Annotated in this window: 15 protein-coding genes; 14 read left to right on the top strand and 1 reads right to left on the bottom strand. The window is 26.1% G+C overall.

Annotated features, from left to right (window positions below; translation table 11 throughout):
- Positions 1–10: 10 nt before the first annotated feature.
- The 14 genes from Q1K13_RS04025 (at position 11) to uhpT (ending at position 16,552) form a co-directional block, all read left to right on the top strand.
- Positions 11–748 (top strand): bactofilin family protein, encoded by a 738-nt coding sequence (locus Q1K13_RS04025; protein WP_300347875.1) that lies wholly within the window; start codon positions 11–13, stop codon positions 746–748.
- Entirely contained in the window at positions 733–1,362 is a 630-nt protein-coding gene (locus Q1K13_RS04020; protein ID WP_300347873.1) for a DUF4004 family protein, read from the top strand. Before Q1K13_RS04025 ends, Q1K13_RS04020 begins: the two co-directional genes overlap by 16 nt.
- A gap of 75 nt (positions 1,363–1,437) precedes the next feature.
- On the top strand, positions 1,438–3,252 hold the full coding sequence (locus Q1K13_RS04015; RefSeq protein ID WP_300347872.1) for an ABC transporter ATP-binding protein: 1,815 nt from the start codon (positions 1,438–1,440) through the stop codon (positions 3,250–3,252).
- Positions 3,252–5,042: an ABC transporter ATP-binding protein gene (locus Q1K13_RS04010; protein WP_300347870.1), complete on the top strand. Its 1,791-nt coding sequence runs from the start codon at positions 3,252–3,254 to the stop codon at positions 5,040–5,042. Before Q1K13_RS04015 ends, Q1K13_RS04010 begins: the two co-directional genes overlap by 1 nt.
- Before the next feature lie 170 nt (positions 5,043–5,212).
- The gene (locus Q1K13_RS04005) at positions 5,213–5,716 is read left to right on the top strand and encodes a PH domain-containing protein (protein WP_300347869.1); all 504 of its coding nucleotides are present in this window, start codon (positions 5,213–5,215) and stop codon (positions 5,714–5,716) included.
- Between the two features lie 2 nt (positions 5,717–5,718).
- Complete coding sequence (locus tag Q1K13_RS04000; protein WP_300347868.1) at positions 5,719–7,335, top strand: PH domain-containing protein; 1,617 nt, start codon at positions 5,719–5,721, stop codon at positions 7,333–7,335.
- A 340-nt stretch (positions 7,336–7,675) separates the two neighbouring features.
- Positions 7,676–7,960, top strand: a complete 285-nt coding sequence (locus Q1K13_RS03995; RefSeq protein WP_300347867.1) for an ArsR/SmtB family transcription factor — start codon at positions 7,676–7,678, stop codon at positions 7,958–7,960.
- Between the two features lie 41 nt (positions 7,961–8,001).
- The gene (locus tag Q1K13_RS03990) at positions 8,002–8,400 is read left to right on the top strand and encodes an arsenate reductase ArsC (RefSeq protein WP_300347866.1); all 399 of its coding nucleotides are present in this window, start codon (positions 8,002–8,004) and stop codon (positions 8,398–8,400) included.
- Between the two features lie 357 nt (positions 8,401–8,757).
- Positions 8,758–10,080 carry an MATE family efflux transporter gene (locus Q1K13_RS03985; RefSeq protein WP_300347865.1) on the top strand — a complete coding sequence of 441 codons (1,323 nt, stop codon included), beginning with the start codon at positions 8,758–8,760 and terminating at the stop codon, positions 10,078–10,080.
- Between the two features lie 109 nt (positions 10,081–10,189).
- Positions 10,190–10,858 carry a response regulator transcription factor gene (locus Q1K13_RS03980; protein ID WP_300347863.1) on the top strand — a complete coding sequence of 223 codons (669 nt, stop codon included), beginning with the start codon at positions 10,190–10,192 and terminating at the stop codon, positions 10,856–10,858.
- Positions 10,855–11,865 (top strand): sensor histidine kinase, encoded by a 1,011-nt coding sequence (locus Q1K13_RS03975; RefSeq protein ID WP_300347861.1) that lies wholly within the window; start codon positions 10,855–10,857, stop codon positions 11,863–11,865. Before Q1K13_RS03980 ends, Q1K13_RS03975 begins: the two co-directional genes overlap by 4 nt.
- Positions 11,866–12,136: 271 nt before the next feature.
- A complete protein-coding gene (locus Q1K13_RS03970) occupies positions 12,137–12,904 on the top strand; it encodes an ABC transporter ATP-binding protein (RefSeq protein ID WP_300347860.1) in 768 nt (255 codons plus the stop codon).
- Entirely contained in the window at positions 12,894–14,939 is a 2,046-nt protein-coding gene (locus Q1K13_RS03965; RefSeq protein WP_300347859.1) for an FtsX-like permease family protein, read from the top strand. The genes Q1K13_RS03970 and Q1K13_RS03965 overlap by 11 nt, the downstream gene beginning before the upstream one ends.
- A 191-nt stretch (positions 14,940–15,130) precedes the next feature.
- A complete protein-coding gene (uhpT, locus tag Q1K13_RS03960; protein ID WP_300347858.1) occupies positions 15,131–16,552 on the top strand; it encodes a hexose-6-phosphate:phosphate antiporter UhpT in 1,422 nt (473 codons plus the stop codon).
- Positions 16,553–16,750: 198 nt separating this feature from the next.
- Here uhpT and Q1K13_RS03955 read toward each other — a convergent pair whose 3' ends face one another.
- Positions 16,751–17,053, bottom strand: a complete 303-nt coding sequence (locus Q1K13_RS03955; RefSeq protein ID WP_300347857.1) for a Dabb family protein — start codon at positions 17,051–17,053, stop codon at positions 16,751–16,753.
- Positions 17,054–17,183 lie beyond the last annotated feature (130 nt).

Raw genomic sequence — 17,183 nt, 5'->3', positions numbered from 1 at the left:
GTGTAGAGGAATGGAAAATAATAATTTACAAGATATGAGAATATTAGGTGCGGGAAGTATTTCAGAGGGAGAATATAATAATATTAAAATAGCAGGTTCTTGTGATATTTTGGGAAATATAAAAGCAAATTCTGTTTCAGGTTCAGGAAGTATGTTTTTTAGAGGCAATATAGAAGTAGAGAATATTAAATCATCTGGAAGTTTTACTTGTCAAGGAAGTGTTATTTCAAAAGGTGAAATAAAAACAAGTGGATCAGCTGAATTTAATAATAATGTAGAAGGAAAAGAAATTATTATTAATGGAGGTAGTAAAATAGATGGAAATATAAGTTTCGAAAAGATGATAACTAGAGGTAGTTGTTATATAAAAGGAGATTGTGAAGGAGAAGATTTTAGTAGTCTTGGGGAAATAAGTGTGGAGGGTCTTTTAGCTGCAGATAAAATTTTTATAGTTCCAGAAGGAAATTCTCATATAAGAGAGATTGGTGGGGCTGAGATTAATGTAAAAGCAGAAAAAAAGAAAAAGATTATGTTTTTCAATATAACAATTGGTTCAGAGGGAAAATTAAAATGTAATATTATTGAAGGTGATAAAATACATTTAGAGAATACTAAATGTAAAATTGTTAGAGGTGAGAATATTACTATAGGAAAAGGGTGTAATATAGAAAGAATAGAATATACAGAAGAACTAAATATAGAAAATGAAAAAAGCACAGTAGGTGAGAAAGTATGCATGAAGATCTAATATCAAAAAAAGATTTATTATCCTTAATGAACATATCATATGGACAGTTATATAGATGGAAGAGAAAAAATCTTATTCCAGAAGATTGGTTTATTAAGAAAAGTGTTTCAACAGGACAGGAAACATTCTTTCCAAAGGAAAAGATTATAGAAAGAATTAACACCATAATAGAACTTAAGGATGAAGCTTCTTTAGATGAACTAGCAGAAAAGTTTTCAAATGAGGCAAAGAATATATATTTAAAAAGAACTTATATAGTGGAACGTAACATTGTTCCAGAGACAGTTTTAAATATGTTTGAAGGTTTTTCAGGAAGAGAAGAAAGTTACAATGAAATAAACTTATTTTCTTTGCTTATATATAGTGAACTTATTTTAAGTGGACTTATAAATGGAGATGAAGCTAGGAATATAGCACTTGGACTAAAGAGAGAGTATGAAAAAATTGAAGAAGCAATGATATTAGTAATAAAGAGAAAGCTAGGAGTTTGTTTTTATTATTTAGTGAATGAAGGAAAAGAAATTGAATTAGATGAAATAGCAGTAACAATTCACAAGATAAATTTAGATAAAGTAAAAGAATCTGTAATGAAATATAGTTTGATTAAGATTTAAATTTTAATAGGTGTTAATTTAATAACATATATGGATATATATTTTTCAAAATAGGGAATTAGGAGATGAGAATTTATGATTGGTTACAAGAAAAAGGGTACTCTTATTAGTAATTTAAAGTATATTTTAGGATATGCTTGGAAAAAGGATAAAATCTTATTTTTACAATGTGGTGTTTATACAATTTTATCACCTGCAGTTACATTTTTAGGGATATTCTTACCTAAATTTTTGATTGATGAGCTTATGGGACAACAAAGAATTAATGTGGTTTTAGGAATTCTGGTTGGATTTTTCTTAATGACATCCTTTGCTAATTATACTGTTACATGGCTTAAAAATTCATATTTTCCAAGGGTTGTTGAGCTTAGATTAGATTTTATTACTATGTTATGTGATAAATCAATGAGAATGGATTTTAAAAATACTGAAGATCCTGATGTTTTAAATAAAATAAATAGTATTTATTCTTCTGTTGGAAGTAATAATAGAGGAGTGGAGGGAGTATATCACTTAGTTTTAGGGCTTTGTGGTAAGCTTACTGCATTTTTAGGATATATATCTATATTATTATTTCTAAATCCTTTTATTTTAATATTTTTAATGTTAAACGTTTTAATAAGTTACTATTTAACATTGAGGGTTAAAAAATATGAGTATAGTCTAAAAGAAAAGGTAGCAGATAAGGATAGAAGAAGTTTTTATGTATTTAATACTATGTATGATTTTGCATATGGAAAAGATATAAGAATATATAATCTTAAAAATATACTAATAAATAAGTTTAAAAAATTTAGAGGAGAAAGAATTGATATTTCTAGAGATTTAAGAAGAAAAGAGGTAAGGGTTAATCTTATAGATGTAGGACTTATTTTAATAAGAGAAGCTGTTGTTTATGGATATTTAATATATAGGGTGTTATTTTCTACCATGAGTATTGGTGATTTCACTATGTATTTTGCTACAATAAGTGGATTTGGAGAGTGGATGAAAGGAATACTAGAGGATTTTGCAAATATTAAAGCACAAAATATGTATCTAGATGACATGAGAGAATTCTTAGAGGATAAAGATGAAGAGGTAACAGAAAATCCAATAGATATTCCAGAGGATACTTCTTATGAAATAGAATTTAAAAATGTATCATTTAAATATCCAAAAACAGAGAGATATATTTATAAAAATCTTTCACTGAAGATAAAAAAGGGGCAAAGGCTTGCTATTGTTGGAATTAATGGTGCTGGAAAAACAACTTTTATTAAACTTTTATGCAGACTTTATGAACCAACAAGTGGTGAGATATTATTAAATGGAGTTAATATAAATAAGTTTTCTAAGGAAGAGTATTTTAAAATTTTCTCAATAGTATTTCAAGATATAAAAACTTTTGCATTCAGCATAGCAGAGAATGTTTCATTAAAGCATGAACATGATACTGATAAAGATAGAGTTTTAGAGTGTATAGAAAAAGCAGGGGTAGGAGATAAGATTAAATCACTTCATAAAGGAATAGATACCTCTCTTCTAAAGATTTTAGATGAAGATGGAATTGAACTTTCTGGAGGAGAAAATCAAAAATTAGCCTTAGCAAGGGCCTTATATAAAAATGGGAAAATAGTAATATTAGATGAGCCTACATCAGCCTTAGATGCGGTAGCAGAATATAATATTTATAAAGGATTTGATGAATTAATTGGAGAAAAAACAGCAATTTATATATCACATAGGTTAGCTAGTACAAAATTTTGTGATGTTATAGCTTTCTTCGAAGGTGGGGAAGTTGTTGAGTATGGAACACATAATGAGCTTTTAAGCAAAAATGGAAAGTATAAAGATATGTTTAATATACAAGCACAGTATTATAAAGAAGAAAGTGAGGCTTTAGCATAATGGAGAAAAAAGATAAATATACTAGAGATTTAGTAATAATAAAACATTTCTTAAAAACAGCACATGGAATATCTAAAACCTATATACCTATATTAGTCTTTTCTTCATTATTTGCAGCGGCAGTTCCTTTCTTAAATATAATAATGCCAAAATATATTATAGATGAATTATTAGGTGAAAAAAGAATAAATGTACTTATTCTTTTGGTTTTAGCTACAGTAATTGGTAACGGAATATTAAATGCAATAAATAGAATTTTGGAGAATAAGTGTAGTCTTAAAAATGAAGAAATAGTTGCAGGATTTGATTTAATTATAGGAAAAAAGGTTATGGATTTAGATTTTGAAAATATAGAAGACCCAGAAATCTTAAATTTAAAGGAGAGAGCTTTATTTCCTATAAGAAATCAAGGAGCTATTTGGCAACTTGTGGACAATCTATCAAAAGGATTAACTGAAATTTTAAAATTAATAGGATTAGCAGGTTTAATCTTAACTTTAAACTGGGTAATAATAGGTATGATTATTGTTATAGTTCTTTTAAATTCATTGGTTTATAAGAAATCACAAAGGTTACAACATAAGTTTTTTGATGGATTAATTCCTTTAAATAGAGAGTTTGAATATTATTTGGACACAGTAAATGATTTTAGTTCGGCTAAAGATGTTAGACTTTATAATATATCACCACTTTTAGTTAGTAAAATAGAAAATTTTAATAATAATAGCATGAATATATGGAGGAGGATGTTTAATAAAATTGGAATGTTTGAAGGGGTAAATGAAATTTTTATTCAAGTTCAAATGCTTGTTGTATATGGATATATTACCTATAAAGTTTTAGTAAGGAGTATAGGTATAGGTGATTTTACAATGTACACAAATGCTGCAATTAACTTTAGTACATCATTTTCAAACCTATTTCGAAATTATATAACATTAAAACAGATGTGTAGATACCTTATGGCTTATATGGAGTTTCAAGGAATAGAATCTAAGCAAATTAAAGATGGAAAGCATATTGAAGATTTAAAAGAGGTTAATATAAAATTTAAAGATGTTTCATTTAAATATCCAAGAAGTAAAGAATTTACTTTAAAGAATGTTTCAATAAATATTCATGAAGGAGAAAAACTTTCTGTGGTTGGGTTAAATGGAGCAGGAAAAACAACATTTATAAAACTTTTAGCAAGATTTTATGAGCCAACAGAGGGAGAAATACTTTTAAATGGAGTAAATATAAATGAATATGATTATGATGAATATATGAAGCTTTTGTCAGTTGTATTCCAAGATTATAAACTTATGGCTTTTTCAATAAAAGAAAATATTGTATTAGGAGAAAATAAAGAGGGAGATGAAAAAAGGGTAGAAGAGGTTTTAAAAAAAGCTGGATTTTATAAGGATTTAGAAAAATTACCTAAGGGAATAGATACTCCAATTTATAAGAGTTTTGATAAGGATGGAATAGAATTTTCAGGTGGACAATCTCAGAAACTAGCCATAGCAAGGGCAATATATAAAGAATCGCCAATAGTAATTTTAGATGAACCAACAGCAGCCTTAGATCCAAAGGCTGAATATGAAATATATAGTAAGTTTAATGAACTTATAGGAAAGAAAACAACTATTTATATTTCTCATAGACTATCTAGTTGCAAATTTTGTGATAGAATAGCTGTATTTCATAAGGGAGAACTTATTCAATGTGGAACTCATGATGAACTTATTAAAGATAAGGGAAATGAGTATGAAATAATGTATAATGCACAAGCTAAGTATTATGTATAGGTAATTATGGTTCTATGATATAGAGAATATTATAGTTAATATATATATATATTTTAGTATGGGAATATAAACCTTAAACTTATCTTAATTATTAAAGGAGTTAATTGAATATTGATAATTGATATGGTAATGTAAGGAATAATTAATAAATTTTTGAATGGGGGATGAAAGTGGATAAGAAACTTAGTAGTAAAGCTATTAAGTCATGGATTTTAGGGAGAACTATTGGGTTAGTGGTTTTAATAGCTATTTATTTAGGAATAATATTTATCTTACCTAAGCTTGAAATTGGTTGGATTGATTATATTATGAAAAATCATATGACTTGGGTAAATTCAATTAGTTTTATTATAATTGGATTAACTTTTATAAGCGCTTATATTGAACCTTTTTTTGAATATAAGCAATGGAGCTACAGAATAACTGAAGAAGAAATATTCTTTAATGAAGGTATTTTCTTTAAGAATAATGTAACAATACCCATAGTAAGAATTCAAAATATAAATTTATCAGAGGGGCCAATAAACAGAAGATTTAATTTAGCTGATATTGAAATTGGTACAGCAGGTGGAAGTTACACAATACCTAATATTGATAAGGAAGAAGTTGAAAAAATAAGAGAATTTTTAAGGAAGAAAATAAATGAAAATGTTAGAGAGGAGCTTTATAAATAATTATGAGTGAAAAATTAAAAATTAAAGAGAATCAATCTAATTATGAAGAGAAAAGCTTAAAATCTAACTATAAAAAGATAAAAAATAATTGGAAGGGGACAACCTATATTACTGTTAAATCAATAATAAGCAATTTAGCTTTCTTGTTAGTAGGAATAGCTTTTTTTAAAAGATGGTTTTTATTAGTAGTCTTTTTGATTATAACTTTAGAAATATTATATGTAATATTAAAGTGGAATTATGAGTATTTGGTTTTAGAGGAAAATGAAGCTAGATATTACAGAGGAGTACTTTCAAAAGAAATATTAATAATACCAGAAAAAAGCTTTAAATCAATGGATTTATCTCAAAATTTAATAGAGAAAATTTTAGGGTATAAAAAGGTTAAAATAGAGAGTCCCTCAAAGAAATTAGAAATTGAAGATATAGAATTACTACTAAATGATGAACAAATAAAATTGTTAAAGAACTTTGCTTTAGGAGAAAAGAATAAATTAAACAATGAAATTAATTTAGAAACTATTAATAAAATAAATACTGAAGAAGGTAGGAGCCAACTAAAAGTATATGATGAATATAATAGTCAGGATGAGAAAAGTAGCCAAATTAGTCACATGTCTTCAAATTTAAATGAAGTTGATTCTTTAAATAAAGGGAAAGATAAAGATTGTGTTTTAAAAGAGAAAAAAGTAAGTACTAAGGAATTAATTCTTTATGGATTTACTAGCTTTAATTTATTTGTAGCAATAGTTTTTTTAGAGAATTTTAGAAATAAGATGAAAAATTTTATAAGTGAAGATTATTTAAATAATTTCTTTGGAGGAGATATTGAAAATATATTAAATGGATTTTCTTTAGTTTTAATAATTATAGGGGCTTTAATTTTATTAATTACATTAAAGGTGATCGTTAGTATATATTATTTTATTAAGTATTATAATTTTACTTTAAGGAAAGAAAGGGATAATATAAAGATTAATTATGGTTTTTTCAGTACTAAGGAGTTTTCATTTAAAGAAAATAATATAAAATTAATAAAAATAAAATCAAATCCATTAAGGCAGCTTTTAAAAAGGTGTGAGATAAACGTAGTTATAAAAGGTTATTCTGGAAGTGGAAATGAAAAGATAATAATGTATCCCATAGCATCTAAGGAAGAAACTCAAGATATTTTAAAGGAATTTACGCCAGAATGGGTTTTTGATGAAGAGGTTAATAGAATAAATTGTGGAAAGCTAGTTATGGTAATTAAACCTTGTTTAATTGTATTTATAATATCTGTAATAGCTTATTTAATCTTCAAGATTAGCTGGATTTTCATGATAAATTTAATAAGTATTGTAATAATACCTAATGCTATTTTAAAAGGAAGAAATTTAGGATTAAAATTTGGAGAAAAACTGGTTAAAGCAATAAAGGGTGGTTTTTTTAAAACAATTTATATTTTAAAAGGAAAAGATATACAAGCAGTCTTATTCAAAACAAATCCAATACAAGTTAGAAATGGTGTAGGAAAAATAACCATTGATTATTATAGTGAAGTATCAGAAGAAATAGAATTACCATATATGAAAAAAGAATACATAAAAGAACTTTTAAGAATTTCTAAAGGAAAATAAAACTTAAAAATATAAGAAACTTTGCTAAAACGTATTTTTAACATAGTCTATTTGTGTTTATTGAGTCTATTAGGTTGTTACGAAATAGTAGTCTAATTATTTCTTTAATTTCCAGTTATTCTAAAATTATATAAGTTTAAATAAAAGTTTAAGAGGTTAGGTGAAATTTTTACCTAACCTTTTTAAGTTTTTATAATTATTTAGTTTGGGGATGAAAGTTTTAATATATTGTTCAATGGTTTTTATATGTATCATGCAGAGGTTATATTGACAAATATCAATTTATATAAATATAATGAGTGTATAAAGTTTGATTTTAAGTTGGAGTGTGAATTTGATTATGGAAGATATATTTGAGAAAAGTTCAAAGGTTTTCAAGGCTTTAGCTGATTCTAACAGATTGATGATAATAAATTTATTATCAAGTGGAGAAAAATGTGTCTGTGAAATATTGAAGAGTTTCGATATTTCACAATCAACATTATCACATCATATGAAGATTTTAAGTGAGTGTGGGTTAGTTAGTTGCAGAAGAGAAGGAACTTGGAGTTATTATAGTTTAAATTTAAATGAAGCAAATAAAGTTGTTATTTCTTTTATGGAGTTAATAACTAATGGGAAATAATATTTTATGAAGTGGGATAGGAAATTAGGAGGATTTTAATTATGAAAAAAGTTGCATTTGTATGTGTGCATAACTCTTGTAGATCACAGATGGCTGAGGCCTTTGGAAAGTTGTTGGGATTAAATATTTTTGAGAGTTATTCAGCAGGTACTGAAAAAAGAGATAAAATAAATCAAGATGCTGTTAGAATAATGAAAGAAATTGGAGTTGATATGGAATTAACTCAAAAACCTAAACTTTTAAATGAAATTCCAGAGGTTGATATTTTAATAACTATGGGATGCAATGTTCAGTGCCCAACACTACCTTGTAAATATAGAGAAGACTGGGGGTTAGATGATCCAAGTGGAAAAAGTGATGAGGAGTTTATATATACAAGAGATAAAATAAAAGAAAAAGTTGAAAATTTAGTTGAACGCATAAAAAGTGGAAAAATTTAATTGGATTTTTAAATTTTAATAAGATTTAAAGAGTATATAGTCTTTTATTAGTGTTTATTTTAGATAGAACTGTAAGGCTATCTTAATAAGCAGTTTAGAGTTTCATTGAATATGGAATAATAATATCGTTAAGAAGAGAAGTTGTTTGACCTTTATTTTTAAGGAATACAAATTCACTAAAGTTCCATTGCATAAGTTCAAGATGCCAAATTAAAAATTTGGACTTTCACTTAATCCTTAGCTATTATTCTTGGAATATTCAATAGAAACTCTCTGTGAAATTAATTAGGTCTTAAGGGCTATATAAAATAAACATTAACTTAATGAAAAGCTTATATGTTTATAGGAGAAAATTGTATGAAGAAGATAGATTTAACAAAAGGAAAGGTTCTTTTGGTACTTACAAACCTAGCTTTACCTATTATGGGAAGTTCTCTACTTCAATTTGCTTATGGACTTATTGATATGTTCTGGGTTGGTGGCCTTGGTAGCAGTGCTGTTGCAAGTATTGGTTCCTCAAGTTTCTTTTTAGGACTTGGATATTCAATAAATGCCTTAGTTGTAACTGGAACGGGAATAAAGGTTTCTCATGAAGTAGGTAGAAAAAATGATGATGCTACTTATGAATACATAAAAAGTGGGCTTTTTATGAATTTTATAATAGGAATTGTTTATGCAATAATTCTTGTTTTATTTGGTAAATATTTTATTGGATTTTTAAATATACATGATAAGGTTGTTTATAGAGATTCATATATATATTTAGCAGTAAGTGCACCAGTTTTATTTTTTACTTTCTTTAATTATATGTTTATTAGAATTTTGGCTAGTTTTGGGAATAATAAATTAGCATTAAAAATTAGTGCAATAGGTATCATTATAAATATAATTTTAGATCCAATACTTATTTATGTATTTAAATTAGGGGTATTTGGGGCAGCTTTTGCTACATTGATTTCTAATGTGGTTATATTTTGTTTATATTTATATAATGGAAAGGAATTATTTAAGATTGATTTAAAGAGAAAATTAGATTTTGAAAAAATAAAAGAGATTGCAAGACTTGGTTTTCCAATGGCTTCACAAAGAATTTTATTTACAGTGGTTAATATAATTTTAGCTAGAATAATAGCAAGTTTTGGAGCAGATGCAATTGCGGCTCAGAAGATAGGACTTCAAATAGAGTCTGTAAGTTTTATGGTAATTGGAGGTTTAAATGGAGCAATTTCAGGATTTACAGGGCAAAACTTTGGAGCTAAGAAGTTTAAGAGAGTTAATGATGGATATAAGACAGCTTTGCTTTTAGGCGGAATCTATTCACTTTTAATATCCTCTTTATTTATTTTTATTCCAAATCAATTAGTGGGTATTTTTGTTAAGGATCAATCAACAATTGAAATTGGAGTGAGTTATTTAAGGGTTTTAGGGATGGTTCAGATATTCAGTAGTTGTGAGATGATATCAAATGGAGTGTTCTCAGGATTGGGACTTCCAAAGATTCCTTCAATAATAAGCATAACATTTACTATTATGAGAATTCCTATGGCATTAATTTTAGTTGAATTTTTTGGAATAAATGGAGTGTGGTTTAGTATAGCTTTATCTAATATAATGAAAGGAAGTATAGCTTTCTTAATTTATAGAGTTAAAGTGTATAAAATATATGTAGCTTTAAATTAGATTACATAAGTTAGAAAAGAATACAGAATTTTGTCAAGTTTTAAATTGCTGTTTATTATGGTATTCTAAACTTAAAGAGAATTAAATAATAAATAGGAGTTGATTTTAAATGAAGAGAATTCTTATTATTGAGGATACAGAAACTATAAGAGAAGAGCTTACAAAACTTTTAGAAAGATATGGATATGGAGTTTTGGCGCCAACTGATTTTGAAAATATATTAGACTTCATAAAAGAAAACAATGCCGATTTAATACTTTTAGATATAAATCTTCCTTATTTTGATGGGTATCATATTTGTAGAGAGATTAGAAAATATTCAAATGTGCCTATAATAATAGTTACAAGTAGAGATAGTGATATGGATGAAATCATGAGCATGAATTTAGGCGCTGATGATTTTATAACAAAACCTTATAATACTCAAGTTTTATTAGCTAGAATAGGTTCTATTTTAAGAAGAACATATTCTTTATCAGATCAGGATATTTTAACTTATGATGATTTAAAACTTAATCTATCTAATGGAAAAATTTCCTGTAAAGAAAAAGAAGAGGAACTTACTAAAAATGAATTTAAAATATTAGTTTGTCTTTTAAAGAGTAGAGGAAAGATTGTTTCTAGGGAAGATTTAATGGATTATATGTGGAATTCAGATATTTTTGTAGATGATAATACTCTATCTGTTAATATGACTAGACTTAGAAAGAAGCTTGAGGAAGTTGGTATGAAAGAAGTTATAGAAACTAAAAGAGGATTGGGGTATATAATTCCATGAAAATAAAAGAATATTTTAAAGATAAGTTTTTATTTTTAACAGTTAATTTAATCATATTTATAACAATATCTGAAATTTTACATTTGGGTAAAGTTGGAAGTTTAATAATATTTCTAGTTGGGTGTATATGGTTTTTCCCTATTACTTTTTATATAATATTAGATTTTTTTAAAAGCAAAAAATACTATGATAATATAATTTCTGTTTTAGATGGATTAGATAGAAAGTATTTACTGCCAGAACTTATAGATGAGCCAAACTTTTATAATGGAGAATTTCTTTATGAAGTTTTAAAGGAAACTGATAAGGATATGCATGAGCATGTTAAAACATATAAAATGAAAGAAAAAGAGTACAGAGAATACATAGAAACATGGGTTCATGAAATAAAGACGCCTATATCATCAATAAATCTAATACTAGAAAATAATGAAAGTGAAATTACATTTAGTATTAAAAGAGAGATTAAAAAAATTGAAGAATATATAGATCAAGTATTATATTATGCACGAAGTAATGATGTGAGCAAAGATTATTTAATAAGAGAATTTTCTTTAGAAAAATCCATTAAGAATGTAGTGAAGAGAAATTCTAGGGATTTTATAAATAAAAGAATATCTTTAGAATTAGGTGATTTAAATTATTTAGCTTATAGTGATGAAAAATGGGTTGAGTTTATAATTGGTCAAATTTTAAATAATGCTATAAAATATACTAAAGTAGGGGGAAAGATAAGCATTTCAAGTTTTAAAAATAAAAATAGTATAATTTTAAACATAAAAGATAATGGAGTAGGAATAGCAAAAAAGGATTTAGGAAGAGTTTTTGAAAAAGGATTTACAGGAGATAATGGAAGAAAGTTTTCAAAATCAACAGGGATAGGACTTTATCTTTGTAAAAAACTTTGTGATAAATTAGGGCTTGGATTAAAACTTTATTCAAAAGAGAATAATGGAACGGAAGTTAATTTAATATTTCCAATAGGAAATGCTTTATTAGCTAAATAAATAAATTTATTAATATTTATTACATAATAAACTAGATTTATAAGATTAAGCCCTATTTATATAGGTTTTAAGATTATAAATCTAGTTTTTTTATATTATTATTTAAATAAATTAGTTTTTTCTTTAAATTAATACTAAACTAAAACAGAGATAAATAATAAAATGCTTTTAATCTTACAAATTTGTAATATAAGTGAAAGATAAATAAATATGTGAAATTTAATATTGGGGATAAAATAAGTTTGTAAGATGAAAAGAGGAGGAACAAGATATGAAAAATGTTTTAAATGTTGAAAATATAGAAAAATATTATGGAAATAAGGATAATATAACAAAAGCAATTGATAATATTAGTTTTAAGGTTGGTAAGGGAGAGTTTGTTGGGATTATGGGTCCCTCTGGAAGTGGAAAGACAACATTATTAAATTGTATATCAACAATTGATACTGTTACAACAGGGAATATTATAATTAATGAACAAGATATAACAAAGCTTAAATCTAAGAATTTAGAGAAGTTTAGAAGAGATGAACTTGGATTTATATTTCAAGATTTTAATCTTTTAGATACTTTAACAGCTTATGAAAATATAGCTTTAGCTTTAACAATTCAAGGAAGAAAAGCAAGTGAGATAGATAAACTTATAAATAAAGTTGCTGATAATTTAGGGATCAAAGAGATATTGAATAAATTTCCATATCAAATATCAGGAGGACAAAAGCAAAGGGTAGCATCTGCCAGGGCCATAGTTACAAATCCAGCCTTAATATTAGCAGACGAACCAACTGGGGCTTTAGATTCAAAGGCAGCTAGGATGCTTTTAGATTCTTTTGAAAAATTAAACAAAGAATTAGAAGCGACAATACTTATGGTTACTCATGATGCCTTTACAGCAAGTTATGCACATAGAATCTTATTTATAAAGGATGGGAAAATATTTAATGAGTTAATAAGGGGAACAGATTCAAGAAAAGAATTTTTTGATAGAATAATTGAAGTTATAACACTTCTTGGAGGTGATAATAGGGATGTATTTTAAAATTGCATTAGGTAATGTTAGAAAAAGCTTTAAGGATTATTCAATTTACTTTCTTACACTTACATTAGGCGTATGTATATTCTATGCTTTTAATTCTATAGGAGATCAAAAAGCATTTCTTGAAATGGGAAAAAATCAAGCTGAATATATTAAGTTTTTACAAAGCATTATATCTGGAGTGTCAGTTTTCATATCATTTATTTTAGGAGGACTAATAGTTTATGCTAATAACTTTCTAGTTAAAAAGCGTAAAAAAGAATTAGGTCTTTATATGACTTTAGGTATGGGAAAAAATAAAATTTCGAAAATACTTACATATGAAACAATTTTAGTTGGAATTATCTCTTTACTTGTTGGACTTGGAATTGGAATAATTGTTTCACAAGGTATATCAGCTTTTTCAGCAAAATTATTTGAAATTCCTTTAAGTAACTATAAATTCTTATTCTCTATGGGGGCTATGGTTAAGACTATGGAATATTTTGGAATAATATTTGTTTTAGTAATGATTTTTAACTCAATTGTAATTTCAAAATATAAACTTATAGATATGTTAAATGCTAATAAGAAAAGTGAAAATATTAAGGTTAAAAATCCTATCATAATATTTTCTATATTTTTAATGTCTTTAATTCTTTTAGCAGCAGCTTATTTTGTAGTTATAAAAATAGGGTTAAGACCTGATTTAAAAACTTTTTGGGTTACAATTATTTTAGGTATATTAGGAACGTTGCTATTAATATTTAGTTTAGCAGGATTTACTCTTTATATGGTTCAAAAAAATAAAAATATTTATTTAAAAAACTTAAATGTCTTTGTATTAAGACAAATAAATAATAAAATAAATACAAACTTTGTATCTATGACTGTAATATGTCTTATGTTATTTTTGACAATAAGTGTATTATCAACTGGTTTAAGTTTTAAAAATGCATTATCAAGCGATTTAGAAGAAACAACTCCTTTTGATGCTTCAGCTACATTATATATAGATAATAATAGTAAGGTAACGAGTGTTAAGGAATCTTTAAATTTAGCAGGCTTTAAATTTAATTCTAGTGATAAAGTTGTATATTATAATGAATACGAACTAAAAGATACAGATTTTTATAATGTATTTAATGATAATATTAATGACACAAAGAAGGTTAATAAAAATTCAGGGCATAGATATGGTATAACTACAATAGATATAACTTCATATAATAAAATTAGAAATTTAAAAGGTGAAAAGGAAATTAATTTAAATAATAATGAAATTTTACTTTCTAGTAATTCTGATAAGGTGATACCAGTTTTAAAATCTATAGTAGAGAAAAAAAGTGAGATAACTATAAATAATAAAAAATATAAAGTTGCTAATTCTAGTCTAATTGGAAAAGATAAAGTTATTACAGGATCTCTTGAAAGTTCAGGTATGAAAAGTAATGATTTAACTTTAATAGTTCCAGATAATGTGGTTACTAACTTAGAAAAAATATCAAGTAAAGTTAATATAAACTATGGTAAAGATAAAAAGGTTGAAAATGAAAGGGTAGAAAATATATTTGAAAAATATATATCAGGTAAGCTAGATACAGAAAAAATTGGCTATGTAAGTGGATATACTAGATCAATGATATATGAGAAAAGTAATGTTATGTCTAGTTTAATTTTGTTCTTAGTTATATACTTAGGAATAATATTCCTAATATCAAGTACAGCAGTATTAGCTCTTCAACAATTATCAGATGGTAGTGATAGTGTTGAAAGATACAAATCTTTAAGAAGAATTGGTGTTCCTCAGAAAATGATAAATAAATCAATATTTACTCAAGTAAGTATATACTTTGGATTACCTTTAGTTATTGCTTTAGTTCATTCAGTGGTAGCAATAAAAGTTATTAATGAGTTTGTATCAAAAATTAATAAAGTAGATATAGTTAGTTCATCTTTAATAACTGTATTAATAATGGTAATTGTATATGGTGGATATTTTTACGCAACATATTCAGGTTATAAGTCAATAGTAAAAAATGCTTTAAAACAAAAATAAAAAAATATATATATGGAAAAACAACAATCTCTTAAATGTTACATTTATGAAACATTTAAGAGATTGTTTTGTTTATATTCTGTTTTATACTTTAATAGTAATCTGATTTAGAAAACGTTTAATAGTTTTTAAAATTGATTATATGTTTATTTAACTTAACAGATCGAAAAAATTAAACAGGAGGAATAATAATGAATGCAATAGGTAACTTTTTTGCACTTAAAAAGAAACCAGCCACTGTTCCTATGGAACAACAAAGAAAAAGCTGGTTTAAGGAATTCCTAAAAGCTTTTTTAGTAGTTTTTGTAGTTTATGCTTGTATGTATTTAATAAGAAATAACTTCAAAGCAGCTCAACCACTTTTAAAAGAGCAATTAGGATATACTACATCTGAACTTGGATATATAGGATTTGGATTTTCAATTACATATGCCATAGGTAAAACTTTATTAGGATACCTTATTGATGGTAGAAATGCAAAACGTATAGTTTCATTTTTACTAGCAATGTCTGCTACTATGGTATTAATAATAGGACTTTTATTATTACATGGAAAACAACCTTCAGGAATTATATTATTATTATGGGGATTAAGTGGATTCTTCCAAGCACCAGGTGGTCCTTCAGCATATTCAACAATATCAAGATGGACACCAACTATTAAAAGAGGTAGATACTTAGGATTTTGGAATATGTCTCACAATATAGGTGGAGCAATTGCTGGAATCTTAGCATTATGGGGAGCTAACACTTTCTTCCATGGAAATGTTGCAGGAATGTTTATATTTCCAGCAATTATAACACTTTTTGTTGGAATAGGATTTATGTTCTTTGGTAAAGATGAACCAGAAGAATTAGGATGGAATAGAGTTGAGGAAATATTCGACGAGCCAGTAGCAAATGATAATATAGAAAGTGAATCTATGAGTAAATTTGAAATATTTAAAAAATATGTTTTAAAAAATCCATGGATTTGGATACTTTGTGTAGCTAACGTTTTTGTTTATATAGTACGTATAGGTATAGATAACTGGGCACCACTTTATGTTACAGAACATTTAGGATTTAATATGACAGATGCAGTTGATACAATATTCTATTTTGAAATGGGAGCACTTTTAGGAAGTATGACTTGGGGATATGTATCAGACCTATTAAAAGGAAGAAGAGCTATTCTTGCAGCTTTTTGTTTAGGAATAACAGCCTTCGCTGTGCTTGGATATAGATATGCAACTAGTGTTGTAATGGTAAATACATCATTATTTTTCTTAGGAGCATTAATATTTGGACCACAACTTTTAATTGGTATATCTATTGTTGGATTCTCCCCTAAGAAAGCAACCACAGTAACTAATGGATTAAGTGGAACATTTGGATACTTATTTGGAGATTCAACAGCTAAGGTTGCACTTGCAAAAATAGCCGACCCTAAATCAACTGGTATCACATTATTTGGATTCAACCTACATGGTTGGAATGACGTTTTCGTAGTATTTTATGGAGCACTTATAATAGGGGTTATATTACTTCTAGTTGTAGCAATAGGAGAAGAAAAAAGACTTAAAGCTCTTAAAAAAGAGAGAGAAATGAAGACTAAAAGTATGGCAAGCTAATAAGTTTGTAAACTTAAATATAAATAAAGGTTAAATGTTTATCTTAATATAAAAAAGCACCAAGAATTTGATATATATCAAATTCTTGGTGCTTTTATTTAGTTAAAAACTAAAAATTAAACTTCATATTAATTAAATATGTTTTAAACTACTTATCACTTATAGAAGTGGGATAGTTTTTTGATGTTTTTTAATTAATTAAGCTTCATAGTCAACAACAACTCTTGATTTCACTACACTTCTTACAAAAGTAGCTACTTTAAGATGTTCAGGATGTTTTTGATATTTTTCTAAACCTTCTAAGCTATTAAAGGTTGAGTAAAGAACTACATCATAAGCTTGCTCTGATTTATTTAAGTTTATTCCAACTTCTATATCTATTAAGGTTTCTACTTTGTCTTTTAATCCTTCTAAAGATTCTTTTATTATCTTAGCATTTTCAGCCTTTGTTTTCCCTTGAACTTCATCTTGTAATTTCCACATAACTATGTGTTTAATCATTAAAATCATCTCCTAATTATAATTTTTATTTAAATTAGAGTATAGAATATTATAAATTTATTATATACCAATATTAAGTGAAAAAGGAGAGCCTTTATAATTTTGTTTAGCTAAAAATTAAAATATAATT

It is taken from the genome of Clostridium sp., assembly GCF_029267215.1.
GTDB lineage: Bacteria > Bacillota > Clostridia > Clostridiales > Clostridiaceae > Sarcina.
The sequence above is the reverse complement of the archived record's forward strand: the minus strand, read 5'-3'. Positions and strand labels throughout refer to the sequence as shown.

What these genes read in the sequence shown, in the direction of transcription:
- Q1K13_RS03980 (WP_300347863.1), top strand. Translation starts at nt 10,190, where the DNA reads ATGAAGAGAATTCTTATTATTGAGGATACAGAAACTATAAGAGAAGAG.
- Q1K13_RS04020 (WP_300347873.1), top strand. Translation starts at nt 733, where the DNA reads ATGCATGAAGATCTAATATCAAAAAAAGATTTATTATCCTTAATGAAC.
- Q1K13_RS04010 (WP_300347870.1), top strand. Translation starts at nt 3,252, where the DNA reads ATGGAGAAAAAAGATAAATATACTAGAGATTTAGTAATAATAAAACAT.
- Q1K13_RS03990 (WP_300347866.1), top strand. Translation starts at nt 8,002, where the DNA reads ATGAAAAAAGTTGCATTTGTATGTGTGCATAACTCTTGTAGATCACAG.
- Q1K13_RS03985 (WP_300347865.1), top strand. Translation starts at nt 8,758, where the DNA reads ATGAAGAAGATAGATTTAACAAAAGGAAAGGTTCTTTTGGTACTTACA.
- Q1K13_RS03965 (WP_300347859.1), top strand. Translation starts at nt 12,894, where the DNA reads ATGTATTTTAAAATTGCATTAGGTAATGTTAGAAAAAGCTTTAAGGAT.
- Q1K13_RS03995 (WP_300347867.1), top strand. Translation starts at nt 7,676, where the DNA reads ATGGAAGATATATTTGAGAAAAGTTCAAAGGTTTTCAAGGCTTTAGCT.
- Q1K13_RS03975 (WP_300347861.1), top strand. Translation starts at nt 10,855, where the DNA reads ATGAAAATAAAAGAATATTTTAAAGATAAGTTTTTATTTTTAACAGTT.
- Q1K13_RS04025 (WP_300347875.1), top strand. Translation starts at nt 11, where the DNA reads ATGGAAAATAATAATTTACAAGATATGAGAATATTAGGTGCGGGAAGT.
- uhpT (WP_300347858.1), top strand. Translation starts at nt 15,131, where the DNA reads ATGAATGCAATAGGTAACTTTTTTGCACTTAAAAAGAAACCAGCCACT.
- Q1K13_RS03970 (WP_300347860.1), top strand. Translation starts at nt 12,137, where the DNA reads ATGAAAAATGTTTTAAATGTTGAAAATATAGAAAAATATTATGGAAAT.
- Q1K13_RS04015 (WP_300347872.1), top strand. Translation starts at nt 1,438, where the DNA reads ATGATTGGTTACAAGAAAAAGGGTACTCTTATTAGTAATTTAAAGTAT.
- Q1K13_RS04000 (WP_300347868.1), top strand. Translation starts at nt 5,719, where the DNA reads ATGAGTGAAAAATTAAAAATTAAAGAGAATCAATCTAATTATGAAGAG.
- Q1K13_RS03955 (WP_300347857.1), bottom strand. Translation starts at nt 17,053, where the DNA reads ATGATTAAACACATAGTTATGTGGAAATTACAAGATGAAGTTCAAGGG.